This is a genomic window from Paramicrobacterium chengjingii (assembly GCF_011751765.2).
Taxonomy (GTDB): domain Bacteria; phylum Actinomycetota; class Actinomycetes; order Actinomycetales; family Microbacteriaceae; genus Paramicrobacterium; species Paramicrobacterium chengjingii.
This window is the reverse complement of sequence record NZ_CP061169.1, coordinates 2,618,363-2,632,805: the sequence shown is the minus strand read 5'-3', so window position 1 is coordinate 2,632,805 and position 14,443 is coordinate 2,618,363. Positions and strand designations below refer to the sequence as shown.

Here is a 14,443-nt window from a genome sequence, read left to right as displayed (position 1 = left end):
GGCATGGCTACGCCTGAGTTCATCACTGCTCTTCGCCGAAAGATCGGCACAGACGAGTTGTGGCTGAGCGGAGTCACGGCTGTGGTGACGCGGCGCGGCACCGAAGGGACAGAGGTGCTGCTTGTTCGTCGCGCGGACAACGACGAGTGGACATCTGTGTCGGGCATCATTGACCCGGGTGAGCAGCCCGCTGTCGCCGCGGAGCGCGAGGTTCTCGAAGAGGCGGGAATCGTCGCTGTCGCCGAACGTCTCGCATGGGTGCACACGATGCCGCCCCATGCCTGGCCGAACGGCGACAAAGCTCGGTTTCTCGACCTGGTGTTCGCGTGCCGCTATGTCTCGGGTAACCCCGAACCTGTCGATGGAGAGAACACGGAGGCTCGGTGGTTCGCTCTCGCCGATATGCCGCAGATGCGCATGACGCAGCTGGAGCGCATAGACGTCGCGCTGTACGGCGGCACCGAGGCGAAATTCGAGCGCTGAGCGCACGACGTTTACGTGGTTGCCGGAGGCTCCACTTGGCGGGCAAGCACCTCGCGTCGCCTTACGCGAGACGGCCCATTTCATGCTGGCCGCCGTGAGATGCTGTTCCGAAGTTCTTGAGGCAATATGACAAAAGTTCGCGGACGTTAGCACTCTGATGAGCGCCTCGAGCGACGCCGAACACAACCGCGTTCGGTGCTATCTCGTCCGCGATGGGACGGTACGTAATCGGGAGCCCCTCATATGTGCGGTCGCCATATGGGCGACCCATGATTATTGTGTAGGCGAGACCACGAGCGACGAGAGATCGGATCGTTTCCACATTGACACTGCGCCATTTCACTCGCGGGGTCATGCCGGCATTTCGCAGTATTTCTTCCACGTGTGCTGATGCAGGCTCGCTCGCGAGGAGCGCGCAGTCTTCGTCCTCCAGTTCGCTGAGATAAACACTTGCGCGGCGAGCGAGCCGATGCGTTGGTGCTACAGCCAATTGAAGCCTGACCGGAGCGATTCGGTGACCCTTGACTCCTGACGTGAGGTGATTCTCATAGATAAGCGTGGCGTCGAGCCCTCCCTCGAGTAATGCCGCTTGCAGCTCAATTGAACCGTCCTCTACTGGTTGCAGGTCGATTGCAGGAAACCTTTGAGTAATATGCTCGACTATTTGCGGGAGGAACCACGGCGACAACGTCGTAAATACTCCGAGCCTCAGAGGACCGGTCAACTCTCCGCGCAGAGTTGCAGCCGTCTGGTGAATCCCGCGGACTTCATCTGCGACTTTGACCGCGCGTTCATAAACCGAGCGGCCAGCGCTCGTGATCTCCACTCCACGCCCACGTGTCCTCAATGTGAGTTGAACGTCAAGTTGCCGTTCCAACTCGGTTATTGCCAGCGACACACCGCCGGGGGACAAGTGCATTCGTCGGGCCGCCTCAGAGACCGAACCCGATTCGACGATAGCACGCAGACAGTCCAGTTGACGCAGCGTGATGCTAGAAATCTCAAGCATATTAGCCAGACTAAACTATCTCTCTAGATTTTTGTGCTTGTCTAGCATACGGAGGGCTCGCCAGACTTGAAGAGTCGTCGCACTCCGCGAAAGTGGAGCCCACGGACTGGGTTGCCTTCCGCTTCGAACAACGTAGAAAGAGTTCAATGATGAGCAGCACAAAGAACGGTGCAAATCAACGCAGACTCACGCACGATTCCCTCCGTACTCCTCAGATGCGCAGAATACTCGCGTCCAGCTTCATTGGTAGTGCAATCGAGTTCTACGACTTCATGTTGTATGCCGCCGCTTCAGCTCTCGTATTTGCGCACGTCTTTTTCTCGGACTTAGACCCCGCGATCGCCACGGTCGCGTCATTTGCGACACTTGCAGCCGGGTACGTTGCGCGTCCTCTCGGTGGGATAATCTTCGGCCACTTTGGTGACAGGCTTGGTCGTAAGGGAGTCTTGGTCGTCACCATGATCACGATGGGAATCGGCACCGCGCTTATCGGAGTGCTCCCGACTTATGAGCAAGTTGGTGTCATCGCACCGCTAATGCTGGTATCCCTTCGTGTCATTCAAGGATTCGCCGTCGGAGGTGAATGGGGCGGAGCAATGCTCATTGCACTCGAGCAGGCACCAGCTGGCAAGCGCGGGTTCGCAGCATCATTTGCCAATCTCGGCGCGCCAGCCGGATCAATTCTCTCGGCAGGAATGCTCAGCCTGTTCTCTTTGCTTCCTTCCGAGCAATTCCTGTCATGGGGCTGGCGAATCCCATTCCTTGCAAGCTTTGTGCTCGTTTTGATCGGGCTCTTCATTAGGCTGAAAGTTGTAGAGAGCCCGCTGTTCGTGGAACTGTCTGCGAAAGCGGAGGAGCGCCGCATCCCTCTTCTCCGCGTCCTCACGAAGTCGCCGCGCGTCCTCATCCTCGGCGTACTTGTCGCCATGAGCCAGCTGACGATTTCAGGCATGGTTAGTGTGTGGGGGCTCAGCTATGCGACGAGTCAGGGCGCCGACAGTACTTTCGCACTCGATTCAAAGGTGTTCTCTGCGATCGCCATGTTCGTCACTGCCATCCTTGCCGCTCGCTTGAGCGACAAGTGGGGCCGCCGTCCTGTTATTGCATTTGGGATCATTCTCGCGATCATTTTCGCTTACCCGGCGCTGCTCCTCATCAGTAGTGGAGAAAACTGGTTCTTCGCTCTTGCGGTGGTCCTTGCTCAAGGAATTCAGGGCGTTATTCTCGGCCCGCTCGCAGCATTCCTTGCAGAGTTGTTTCCTACAGGAGTTCGTTTTACGGGCTCGTCAGTGGCGTTCCAGGGAGCATCCGCTATTGGTGCCGGATTTACGCCAATTCTTGCCAGCACGTTTGTCGCCGCTGGCGGGGTGATGCTCCTTGGGGCCGCCTGGATTGTGGTGCTCGTGATTTGTGGTACCGCGTTGCTCATCGCACCGGAAGGTCGTAGACGAGACTTGGCGACGATCTCATGACTCAATTCGGACGTGACGTGAAAGGCGAGTTAGCGTGAAATACGATGCGGATGTGCTGATCATCGGTGGGGGCCCTGTAGGGCTGATGACCGCGTCGGAGCTGAGCACCCACGGGGCGACAAGCATCATTGTGGAGAAACGCAGTCCAGGCGATCCTTCTGAGGTGAAGTGCAATCACGTTGCCTCCCGCACGATGGAAGCGTTTCGCCGCTTCGGCATTGCCGACACAGTGCGGGGAGCGGGCATGCCTTATCAGCATCCTCAGGACGTGGCATTTCGTACAAGTGTCTTGGGCCGAGAGTTTGGGCGTATTCCAATTCCGTCCACTGCGAGCCGCAGTCAGGGGGACGGCATTGGGCCTGATGCAAACTGGGCCACGCCAGAGCCGCCTCATCGCATCAATCAAATCTATCTGAATCCGATACTGGAACGTCATGCGGAGAGTATGGCCGGAGTTGAACTGCGTCGATCGACTGAGTGTGTCGGAGTTGCACAGGACGATGACGGTATAAATGCCACGCTTGTCGATGCCGGCGATGGTGAAGTCAGCCAGGTACGGGCCCGTTACTTAGTTGGCGCGGATGGTGGCAGGTCACTTGTGCGTAAGACGATCGGCGCTACCTTCCATGGCGACCCCGTGCTGCAACATGTCCAATCGACGTACATTGATGCGCCCGGGCTGTATCAGGCGATGAGCGCCCGGCCTGCCTGGGGATACTACGTGTTCGGCAATGAACGCCAAGGACATGTTTATTCGGTAGACGGGAAGCGGAAGTTCCTCATCCACACCTACCTGAGCCTTGATGAGGTGGAAGCTGAATCGGTTGACCGCGACGCCGCAATCAGAACAATTCTTGGAGGCGGCAAAAATATCGACTACAGCATCATCTCGACTCAGGACTGGACGGCGCGTCGTTTAGTTGCCGACAAATTCCGTGAGGGTCGAATGTTCATCGCGGGTGATTCTGCTCACGTGTGGGTGCCAATGGGCGGATACGGTATGAACGCCGGCATAGCCGACGGGTTGAACCTCGGATGGCTCATTGGCGCAGTCGTAGATGGATGGGCTGATGCGTCCATATTAGATGCGTATGTGGCCGAGCGTCAGCCCATTACGGATCAGGTGTCGCAATTCGCGATGACCCATCTCGAGAAGATAACTGCTGCGGATGTACCGGGAACGTTGGACGTTGATGGGGCCCGTGGTGACGCAGCTCGTGAGGGGTTCGGCAGACTTGCATACGATCTCAACGTGCAGCAATTTGCGGCAAGTGGGCTCAACTTCGGTTACTCATACGGTGAGTCCCCCATAATCGTTGACGACGGCAACGCCCCGAGTTACACCATGGGAACTTATGTTCCTTCGACAGTTCCCGGTTGTCGGCTGCCACACGTTTGGCTACCTGATGGGGCCTCTCTCTACGACCGACTGGGGGAGTGGTACACACTTATTTGCTGCCGAGGTGACGACGGCGAGGAAGCACAGGCGTGGGCAGACGAGCTGCAACGTCAGACGAGTCTTCCGATGGACGTCCTTTCCCTGAGTGGCGTGGCACTGCCCGATTCGTACACAAGCGAGTACGTCATCGTGCGACAGGATCAGCATGTGGCTTGGAGGGGACCACGATTGCCCTCAGATGTGAATGCCTTTGCGGCGAGGCTCGGGGCATGTACCTGTGACACTGCGCCCGAGCCTTGTAAAGGTGCGGAGATACCGGCGGAAATCTTGAGTTCGTCGCGTTGAAAATGTGGGCGTGCCCGTGCAATCACCGTGTAAGTTGCACGACGCTTACGTGGTTGCCGGAGGCTCCACTTGGCGGGCAAGCACCTCGATCAAGAGACGCTCAGCGAACTCGGCAGGCAGCTGCTCGACAAGGGCGATGAGCGGCGCCATCTTTGCCGGAAGCGGCGTCGCTGTGCCCGCAGAGCCGTTGGGTTTGCCACCCACGCCGAAACGCGACAGAAGCGCCTGAGCCTTATCGGCAGTGAGCTCGCGCCCGAGAGCCCCCGACATGCGAAGCGCCTGCACGGCGAACCGTGGATTGGCCCGCGCCTTCCCCCGCACATCAGCGGCGGCCCGCGTGAGCGCATCGCTCAGCTGTGGCAGCATCCGTTCGGTGACCGGCGTAATCGTGAGGTGCGTGGTATGGGGGAGAGTGAGGGCGTTCGATTGGGTGAATCCCGGCTGCAGCTGCAGTGTGAATCCGAGCTCTGAGACACGATCGGCCCAGTGGTGCGGGTCAACGCGCATGCGTTTGGGCACGGTTGTATCGGTCTCCACCGCCAGAAGCGGCCCCGTCGGAGACCCGACTACCTGCAGCCCGACGACGTTGTCAATGAGCGTGTGCAACTGCTCCGTCGCGCGGCGGCACGAGGCGACGAGGTTTGCAAAGCCCTCGTCGCCGAGGCGCTGCACGATCGCCCACGCCGCAGCGAGGGCACCAGCCGACTTCGATCCGAGAAGCGTCGCGTTGACAACGGGATACCCGGGCCACCGTGCCGTTGCGAAGAACTGCTGACGCTGTCTGTCGCGATCTCGCTGCAGCAGCACAGATGCGCCCTTCGGTGCGTAGCCGTACTTGTGCAGATCGGCCGAGATGCTCGTCACTCCGGGCACCGCGAGATCCCACGGCGGCAGGTCACCCCACCAGGCGAGCGCGAAGCCACCAATGCACGCGTCAACATGGCATGGGATGCCGTGGCGCGCCGCGGCGCTCGCCACCTCTGCGACCGGATCGAGCACACCGAACGGGTAGCTCGGTGCCGACACCACAACGAGCGCAACGTCGGGGCCGAAACGCGTTCGCAGATCGTCGACGTCGACGCGGCCGGTGGCATCGACGGGCACAAGGTCGAGATCGAGTCCGAAATAGTGCGCCGCCTTGTGGAACGCCGCGTGCACGGTGGATGGCGCGATGATGCGTGGACGCAGCGCAAGGATCGGCTGGGTGGCGGGGTCGCCCGAGACCTGCGCTGCCGCCCAGACGTCGCGTGCCGTCTTGACGGCGAGCATGCAGCTCTCTGTGCCTCCGCTGGTGACGGAACCGACCGTGTCGTCGTCTCCGTGCAGCATTCGCCTGGCAAAGCCGACGACATCGCGCTCGAGAGCGGCAACAGAGGGAAACGCCGTCGGATCGAGCCCGTTCACCGGCTGCACGAGTCGCATCGCCTCGGCGGCGAGCTCGTCGAGCTCGGGCAGCCCCGAATCGTACACGTACGACAAAACTCGCCCACCGTGGGTGGCGGCATCCGCCTCTCGCAGGAGGCGTAGACGCTCGAGGATCGACTGTGACGCATCGCCTAATTCAGTCACGTCACTCTCCCTCTGGCTCGATGTCGGCTCGGCGAAGACTGTAGCGACTTAACGTGACGAGACTCACAAGCATGGCTGCGGCGGGCACGACGCTGAAGCTCAGAACAATGCCCATGACGGCGGCTGTCGACTGCGTGACAACGTCGATGCCGATCGACTCCTGGTACCCGGTGATGGCGAGCATCACGGTCAACGCTGTCGCGCCGAAGGCCATCCCCGCGGTTTCTCCCGCTGTCCAGAGGCCGCCGAAGATGCCGGCGCGGCCCTCTCCATGCCGGGCCGCGTCGTGCGAGATCACGTCGGGGAGCATCGCCATGGGCAGCGTCTGCATTCCCGCGTAGGCGGCACCCGCAACGGCGACGGGAACGAACACCCACCAGCCTGGCGACCACAACAACATGATGAGAGAAGCACAGGCCACGAGGAAGATGATGCTGGCTAACCAGAACCCGCGCTCTTTGCCAATGCGCTTGGCGAGGCCGCCCCATGCCGGAGTCAGCAGAAGAGCCGGCGCGATGAGCGCGACGAACAGCAGTGTCACGGCGGTCTCGGAGTGCAGCACCCACGTTGCCACGTACTGCGCTCCGGCGAGCATCATGCCGGTAGCGAGGCCCTGCAGCATGAAGGTGGCAAGAAGTGCGCGGAAGGGCTGACTGCGAATGAGAGCTCGGATGCCGCCACGGTAGTTCTGCACGAGGGACGCCGTCGGCCTGGACTCCGGTTCGGGCACATTCTGCGGCGCGACAGTCGACGACGACAGCATCCCCGCGCCGAGGGCGACCGCTGCAACGAGCGCCATCACGAGGTACCCCAGGTATGGGTTGTCTGGAAAGAGATCGCGCAGCAGCGGGCCGCCTGCGCCGAAGAGCAGAATGGCCACGGTCAGCACAACGACACGCCACGTGAGCAGACGCGTGCGCTCGTCATAGCGCCCCGTGAGCTCGGCCGGAAGCGCAATGTACGGCACTTGGAACAGGCTGAACGAGGTGGCGCACAGAATGAAGGCGAGCGTGACCCAGATCGCAGATACCGCGGGCGGGAGCCCCGGAGTAACGGCGAATGTCACGACGAAGAAGACGGGAAGCGCAATGCCGCCCATCACCATGAACCGACGGCGAGACCCGCTGCGCGCGAGGCTGAAGTCGCTGCGCCCGCCAATGACGGGGTCGATTGCGACGTCCCAGACCTTTGAGATGGTGAGGATGAGCCCGGCGACCAGCGCCGTCACGCCGAGTGTGTCTGTGAGGTAGTAGACGAGAACAAGGCCGGGGAGGGTGGCAAACCCGCCAGTGCCGAGCGAGCCGATCCCATAGCGCCACAGCGTGGCTCGCGGCAGTCGCGCGCGCGAGACGCCGATCGGGCCTGTGGCATCGTTCGATGGGCTCACTGAACCTGCCTGTGTGCCGTTCGCTCAATGACTGCCATGAACTGATCTTAGTGCTCGTGGATTCGCCTTCGGCCCGGCGTCTGGTGCCGCGGTGCTAGCGTCGACGTATGGCTGGAAATACGGCGGGGCTCTCACACGACGACCTCTGGCCGCGGGCGGGCGACTGGCCGAACGCAGACAGCATCAACGGCGACCTTGATCTGGTTCTCGTCGGGCTTCCGACGGCGAGCACATCACTGTCGCCGACACGAGCAGATGCCACCCCGGATGCTGTGCGAGAAGCGCTGCGGAAGTACAGTCCCTTCGCTCACTCGGCTGACGCAGACCTCGACGTGCTCACACTCGCCGACGCGGGAAACGTGCGCGACCCAGATTCTGACGAGGATGCCGCGACGCAGCGTGTCGCTGACGTCGCGACCCGAAGTCGTCTCGTCGTGGCGCTCGGCGGCGACAATGCCGCGACCGTTCCCGCAGCACTGGGCTCCTGGGGAAGCGATGTGTCGACGGCAGGCCTGATCACTCTCGACGCTCACTATGATCTGCGTGATGGCCGCTCCAACGGCTCGCCCGTTCGGCGTCTCGTCGAAGCGGGTCTCGATGGGCGACGCGTCGTGCAGATCGGTATTCAGGACTTCGCCAACTCCCGTGCGTACGCAGAACGCGCCCGCGATCTCGGCATCACGGTCATCACGCGCGATGAGCTCCTTCGGCGCTCCCTTGACGAAGTCATGGCCCAGGCTCTCGAAATCGCGGGAAGCGCGAATGGCCCCATCCACGTGGACCTCGACGTCGACGTGTGCGATCGAGCTGTGGCTCCCGCATGCCCGGCGTCGACCCCGGGCGGCATTGCCGCGCACGAGCTGCGCCGTGTGGCGCGCGTCGCCGCGCGGCATCCGAGTGTTGCGTCTCTCGACCTCACGGAGATCGATGCCACGGCGGATGCCGCTGATGGCCGCACCGTGCGGTTGGCGGCGCTCTGTGTGCTGGAGGCCGCAGCCGGACTCGCTCTGCGGTGAACTCAGCCAGCCAGGCCGCCTGCCAATCAGGCCGCCTGCTCATGTGTCGAAATCGGCAGGAGTTCGCGCATATATCCAACAGCTTTGACATCTGAACGATCTCGCGCGCTGGCCCTGTGGAGAACGTGTGCGGCCCGGCAGCGATTTTGGCAAAGTGTCGGTCATGACTCGCTCGCTCACCCCGCTGCCCACGGCGCTTGGCACTCACTTCTCGGTGGCGGCGGCAGCGGATCGAGGTGTCAAACAAGGCAGGCTCCGCGCAGCAGACCTCGAGACCCCCTTTTACGGAGTGAGGATGCTCGCGCGCGACGTCGCAGATGACGACGAGCCGGGCCCCGAGGAGATAATGCGTCGTCACGCACACGCTTATGCACCGCGTATGCGTGAAGTGGACTTTCTCAGTCACTGTACGGCTGCCGCTGTTCACGGCGCGCCATTGCCGTTCGTGACGGACCCCCGAGTCCACGTGTCGACGGTGCGCCCGGCCCGAGCTCCGCGAACTCGCGGCGTCATCGGACACAGTGCCTCGCCGACGGTGCCTGTCGTCGTGGTGTCCGGACTGCGTGTATCAGACCCTGCTGCGACGTGGGCAACGCTTGGTGAGAGTCTCGACGTGCCGTGGCTCGTCGCCGTCGGGGACTACTTCTGCCGGATATGGCGTGAAGGCTACGGCCGACCGAATGCCGGGCGACAGTCGTTGGCGACGCCGTCGCAGCTTGCGGATGCTGTGAATAGCTGCCGCAGGGTGGGCGCTGCAAAGCTGCGCAAGGCACTTCATTTCGTGCGCTGTGATTCATGGTCGCCCCGTGAGTCGCTGACGCGCCATCTTCTGGTCACGAACGGGCTGCCCGAGCCGGTGCTCAATAATGACTTCTTCGATGAGAACGGGGGCCACCTCGCGTGCCTCGACATGGCCTATCCCAAATACAAGGTGGCCGTCGAATACCAGGGTCGAGTTCACGGTGTGCAGTACTCCCGAGACATCGAACGTATCGAACGGCTGCGCGCCGACGGGTGGATCATCGTGCAGGTCTCGTCTGAGCTCTTCAACGAGCCGGGCGTGCTCATTCGCCGCGTTCACGATGCTCTCTGCGCACGCGGCTGGCGTGGCTGAAGGTTGAGGGCTGGGCACCTCAAATGCTGGAGCGTTCATGTGGCGAAGATTGCTTCCCAGAGGCAATCTGGGCGCCAACTTCGACACATGAACTTCTGCATCAGCGCCGATCAGATCGCGCGGCCGGCGACCCAGACACGCTCGATGAGGGGCACGCCAGGGCGGTAGGCAAGGTGCACGTGGCTCGGGGCACGCAGCAGCACAAGGTCGGCACGCGCCCCCGGCACGATGCGACCCACGTCGTCGCGGCGAAGCGCAGCGGCACCTCCGGCCGTTGACGCCCACAGCGCTTCCGCTGGGGTGAGCCCCATGTCGCGCACAGCTATAGCGATGCAGAGCGCCATGCTCGATGTGAAGCTCGACCCCGGGTTGCAGTCGCTCGCGAGCGCGACGGTCGCACCGGCATCCACGAGCCGTTTCGCATCGGGATATGGCTGCTTCGTAGAGAACTCGACGCCGGGAAGCAATGTGCAGACAGTGTCGGATGCTGCCAGGGCAGAGACGTCATCATCGCTGAGATACGTGCAGTGATCGACGCTCGCCGCACCGAGCTCGACGGCAAGTTGCACACCGTCGCCCGGCCCCAGCTGGTTGCCGTGCACACGCACGCCAAGGCCGCGTTCCGCACCGGCCTCGAGCACGCGGCGTGACTGTTCGGTCGAGAACGCGCCGCGCTCGCAGAACACGTCGATCCAGCGCGCGTGCGGTGCGCAGGCGTCGAGCATGGCACCGCAGACCAGCGTGACGTAGTCGTCGGAGTCGCCGTCGCTGCCCATGCCGTTGTCGAACTCCGGCGGAACGACGTGGGCGCCCAAGAACGTCACCTCATCGGTGACCTCTCCGGCGAGGCGCGCGAGACGCTCCTCGTCGGCCACGCTGAGGCCGTATCCGGTCTTCACCTCGAAAGTCGTGGTGCCTTGCGCGTGCAGTTCGGCGACGAAGCTCGCGAGGCGCGTCCGCAGCTCGTCGTCACTCGCCGCGCGCGTCGCCTCGACCGTCGACTGGATGCCGCCGGCCGAGTACGGCTGACCGCTCATGCGCGCGGCGAACTCCGCAGAACGGTCGCCGCCGAAGACAAGGTGAGTGTGGCTGTCGACGAATCCGGGAATCACCGCCTGCCCCGCAGCATCCACGATCTCATCAGCATCGGTGGGTGCGGATGCCGCTTCGCCGACCCACGCGATGCGGTCACCGTCGAGCAGAACGGCGGCGTCGCAAAGAATGCCGAGCGCGGAGTCGCCCGCGAGGCGCTGCCCGACGGCATCCTGAGCCTGCTCGTCATTTGTGACCAGCTGGTCGTTCGTAACCAGCTCGGCAATATTCGTGATGAGCGTGCGCATGACTACTCCTTGGTCGCGGCGAGCAGAGGAATGCGCACGCCGCGCTCGCGTGCAACGTCGGCTGCGCGATCGTAGCTGGCATCGACGTGCCGCATGACGCCTGTTCCCGGATCGTTCGTGAGCACCCGCTCGATCTTCTGCGCGGCAAGGTCCGTTCCGTCGGCGACGATTACCTGCCCCGCATGAATCGACCGACCGATTCCCACGCCTCCGCCGTGATGCAACGACACCCACGTGGCCCCCGACGCCGTGTTGAGCAGGGCATTCAGCAGCGGCCAGTCCGCTATCGCGTCGGACCCATCGGCCATCGCCTCCGTCTCGCGATACGGCGAGGCGACGGAGCCCGAGTCGAGGTGATCGCGCCCGATGACGACGGGCGCTGAAAGCTCGCCCGAGGCGACCATCTCGTTGAACTTCAGCCCCGCACGGTGGCGCTCGCCGTAGCCGAGCCAGCAGATGCGCGCAGGCAGTCCCTCGAAACGCACAGTCGAGCTCGCGCGCTCGATCCATCGGCGCAACGGCTCGTCGTCGGGGAACAGCTCGAGAATCGCCCGGTCGGTCGCCGCGATGTCTGCGGGATCACCCGAAAGTGCGGCCCAGCGGAACGGTCCTTTGCCTTCGCAGAACAGCGGGCGAATGTACGCGGGAACGAAGCCCGGGTACTCGAAGGCGCGATCACAGCCTCCTTCGCGGGCTTCGGCTCGAAGCGAGTTGCCGTAGTCGAACACCTCGGCACCGGCGTCTTGAAATGCCACCATCGCATCGCAGTGCTTCGCCATGGATGCCCGCGATCGCGCGGCGAAATCGGCGGGATCGGATGCTGCCAGTGCATGCCACTGCGCAACGTCGACGCCCTCGGGCAGATAGCTCAGCGGGTCGTGTGCGCTCGTCTGGTCGGTGACGACATCAACGTCGATTCCGCGCGCAAGAATCTCGGGGAAGATAGATGCCGCGTTGCCGACGACGCCCACAGAGACGGCCTCCCGGTCGCGCTTTGCCTGCAGTGCGCGCTCGATACCGGCGTTCAGATCGTCAGCGATCTCGTCGAGGTAACCGTGCGAGCGCCGCCGCTGTAGCCGATCGACATCCACGTCGACAATGAGACACACTCCGTCGTTCATGGTGACGGCGAGCGGCTGCGCACCGCCCATGCCGCCGCATCCGGCCGTGAGCGTGAGGGTTCCGGCGAGGGTTCCGTCGCTGCGGCCGCGTGTCTGCAGCGAACGTGCCACAGCGGCGAACGTCTCGTACGTTCCCTGCAGAATGCCCTGGGTTCCGATGTAGATCCAGCTGCCGGCCGTCATCTGCCCGTACATGGTGAGGCCCTCGGCTTCGAGCCGACGGAATTCGGGCCACGTCGCCCAGTCTGGTACGAGGTTCGAGTTGGCGATGAGCACTCGGGGTGCCCACTCGTGCGTGCGGAAGACGCCGACGGGTTTGCCCGATTGCACGAGGAGGGTTTCATCTGCCTCGAGATCCTCGAGTGTGCTGCAGATCGCGTCGAACGCGTCCCAGCTGCGCGCGGCGCGCCCGGTTCCGCCATAGACCACGAGGTCATCTGGTCGCTCGGCAACCTCGGGGTCGAGGTTGTTCATGAGCATTCGCAGCGGAGCTTCGGTCTGCCAGCTCTTGGCGGTAAGCGTCGTTCCCCGCGGTGCGTGAACCTCGCGTGGGGCGTGATCGGAAGGAGTCGTATCGTGCGTCATTGCAGTTCTCCTATTTCGCTCTCTGCGGCGGCGACGATGCGACCAGTGCGCACCAGTTCGACGACGGCCTCGATCTCGTCTGACACAATGCGGTCGGGTCCTGGGCCGTCTACCCTTTCGCGCACACAGGAGAGCACGGCATTTGTCGCGCGCCCGGGTGTGAGTGGCGCCCGAAGGTCGAGCGAGCGGCATCCCGTCATCACTTCGATGGCGAGCACCCGCGTGAGCCCGTCGATGGCGCGCCGCAGCTTGCGTGCGGCAGCCCAACCCATCGACACGTGATCCTCCTGCATCGCCGACGAGGGGATCGAGTCGACGGATGCCGGAACAGCAAGGCGCTTCAGCTCGCTCACGATGCCCGCAGCTGTGTACTGCGCGATCATGAGCCCGGAGTCGACGCCGGCGTCGTGCGCGAGAAACGCCGGGAGTCCCCTGCTGCGGCTCGGGTCGAGATGGCGGTCTGTTCGGCGCTCCGACATTGAAGCGACGTCGGCGGCGGCGATCGCGAGAAAGTCCAGCACGTAGGCGACGGGGGCTCCGTGAAAGTTGCCGTTCGACTCAACGCGACCGTCGAGTGTGACGACGGGATTGTCGACAGCGCTGGCCAGCTCGGCAGCGGCGACGGAAGCCGCGTGCGCAGCGGTATCACGTGCGGCGCCATGCACCTGCGGGGCGCAACGCAGCGAATACGCGTCTTGCACGCTCGGGTCTTCTGGGCCGCGATGCGAGGCAACGATGGGCGATCCACCCAGCAGTGCGCGCAGATTCGTGGCGGAACGTCCCTGCCCGTGCTGCGGGCGGAGCCGCTGCAGGTCGTCGGCAAACACTCGGTCGGTGCCGAGCAGCGACTCCACGCTGAGCGCCGCAGCGATGTCGGCTGTGCGCAGCAGCATCCGGATGTCATGCAGTGCAAGCAGCAGCATTCCGAGCATCCCGTCGGTGCCGTTGATGAGCGCAAGCCCCTCCTTCTCAGCGAGAACGACCGGCTGGAGTCCCGCATCGGCGAGTGCATCGGCGGCCTCGCGCACGGTTCCCGATGCATCGCGCACCTGGCCTTCGCCCATCACGGCGAGGGCGCAATGCGAGAGCGGCGCGAGGTCGCCCGAACATCCGAGCGAGCCGTACTCGCGCACGACGGGAGTGATTCCGGCATTCAGCACGTTAGCGTAGGCTTGAGCGGTCTCAAGGCGAACACCAGTGCGGCCGGTGGCGAGCGTCTTCAGCCGCAGCAGCATGAGCGCACGCACCACCTCGCGCTCCACTTCGGTGCCCGAGCCAGCGGCATGCGAGCGAATGAGGCCCTGTTGCAGCTGCGTACGCTGTTCCGTGTCGATGAACGTCGTCGCCAGGGCGCCGAAGCCTGTGGAGATTCCGTAGTGCGGCTCGCTCGTCGCAGCGAGACTCTCGATGGTCTGCCGCGAAGCGGAGATGGCGGCTGCGGCATCGGGCGAGAGCTCGACACGGGCACCGTCCCGGGCAACGCTCACGAGCTCGTCGGGAGTCAGCAGCGCGGTGTGGGTTGTCTCTGCACCGAGTATGACGGCGTCGTGTGTGGTCAGCGTGGTGCTCATACCTTGATTCCACAGCACCGCAAGCCCTACGA

The 14,443-nt window shown here is 63.4% G+C and carries 11 protein-coding genes; 5 read left to right on the top strand and 6 right to left on the bottom strand.

Annotated elements, in window-relative coordinates; genetic code table 11:
• Nucleotides 1-3: 3 nt before the first annotated feature.
• Complete coding sequence (locus tag HCR76_RS12775) at nt 4-483, top strand: NUDIX hydrolase (protein ID WP_166991097.1); 480 nt, start codon at nt 4-6, stop codon at nt 481-483.
• A gap of 61 nt (nt 484-544) precedes the next feature.
• Here HCR76_RS12775 and HCR76_RS17710 read toward each other — a convergent pair whose 3' ends face one another.
• A complete protein-coding gene (locus HCR76_RS17710) occupies nt 545-1,492 on the bottom strand; it encodes a LysR family transcriptional regulator (RefSeq protein ID WP_166991094.1) in 948 nt (315 codons plus the stop codon).
• 146 nt (nt 1,493-1,638) lie between these two features.
• On the opposite strand from HCR76_RS17710, the gene HCR76_RS12765 reads away from it, so the two are divergent.
• Together HCR76_RS12765 and HCR76_RS12760 are read left to right on the top strand one after the other, a co-directional pair.
• Nucleotides 1,639-2,964 carry an MFS transporter gene (locus HCR76_RS12765; RefSeq protein WP_166991091.1) on the top strand — a complete coding sequence of 442 codons (1,326 nt, stop codon included), beginning with the start codon at nt 1,639-1,641 and terminating at the stop codon, nt 2,962-2,964.
• Between the two features lie 34 nt (nt 2,965-2,998).
• Entirely contained in the window at nt 2,999-4,708 is a 1,710-nt protein-coding gene (locus HCR76_RS12760; RefSeq protein ID WP_166991088.1) for an FAD-dependent monooxygenase, read from the top strand.
• Between the two features lie 45 nt (nt 4,709-4,753).
• Here the strand turns inward: HCR76_RS12760 and HCR76_RS12755 are convergent, their stop codons facing one another.
• Together HCR76_RS12755 and HCR76_RS12750 are read right to left on the bottom strand one after the other, a co-directional pair.
• Nucleotides 4,754-6,277, bottom strand: coding sequence for a pyridoxal phosphate-dependent decarboxylase family protein (locus HCR76_RS12755; protein ID WP_166991085.1), 1,524 nt, complete (start codon nt 6,275-6,277; stop codon nt 4,754-4,756).
• Between the two features lies 1 nt (nt 6,278).
• Complete coding sequence (locus tag HCR76_RS12750; protein WP_244971388.1) at nt 6,279-7,664, bottom strand: MFS transporter; 1,386 nt, start codon at nt 7,662-7,664, stop codon at nt 6,279-6,281.
• A 107-nt stretch (nt 7,665-7,771) separates the two neighbouring features.
• Here HCR76_RS12750 and HCR76_RS12745 point away from each other — a divergent pair, with 107 nt between their 5' ends.
• Both HCR76_RS12745 and HCR76_RS12740 read left to right on the top strand, forming a co-directional pair.
• Entirely contained in the window at nt 7,772-8,680 is a 909-nt protein-coding gene (locus HCR76_RS12745) for an arginase family protein (RefSeq protein WP_166991082.1), read from the top strand.
• Between the two features lie 163 nt (nt 8,681-8,843).
• Complete coding sequence (locus HCR76_RS12740; protein WP_166991079.1) at nt 8,844-9,794, top strand: hypothetical protein; 951 nt, start codon at nt 8,844-8,846, stop codon at nt 9,792-9,794.
• 110 nt (nt 9,795-9,904) lie between these two features.
• Here the strand turns inward: HCR76_RS12740 and hutI are convergent, their stop codons facing one another.
• Genes hutI through hutH form a run of 3 tightly spaced genes read right to left on the bottom strand, consistent with a single transcriptional unit; the run spans nt 9,905 to nt 14,411 of the window.
• The gene (hutI, locus tag HCR76_RS12735; RefSeq protein WP_166991076.1) at nt 9,905-11,134 is read right to left on the bottom strand and encodes an imidazolonepropionase; all 1,230 of its coding nucleotides are present in this window, start codon (nt 11,132-11,134) and stop codon (nt 9,905-9,907) included.
• A gap of 2 nt (nt 11,135-11,136) precedes the next feature.
• Entirely contained in the window at nt 11,137-12,840 is a 1,704-nt protein-coding gene (gene hutU, locus HCR76_RS12730) for a urocanate hydratase (protein WP_166991073.1), read from the bottom strand.
• On the bottom strand, nt 12,837-14,411 hold the full coding sequence (gene hutH, locus HCR76_RS12725) for a histidine ammonia-lyase (protein ID WP_166991070.1): 1,575 nt from the start codon (nt 14,409-14,411) through the stop codon (nt 12,837-12,839). Before hutH ends, hutU begins: the two co-directional genes overlap by 4 nt.
• Nucleotides 14,412-14,443 lie beyond the last annotated feature (32 nt).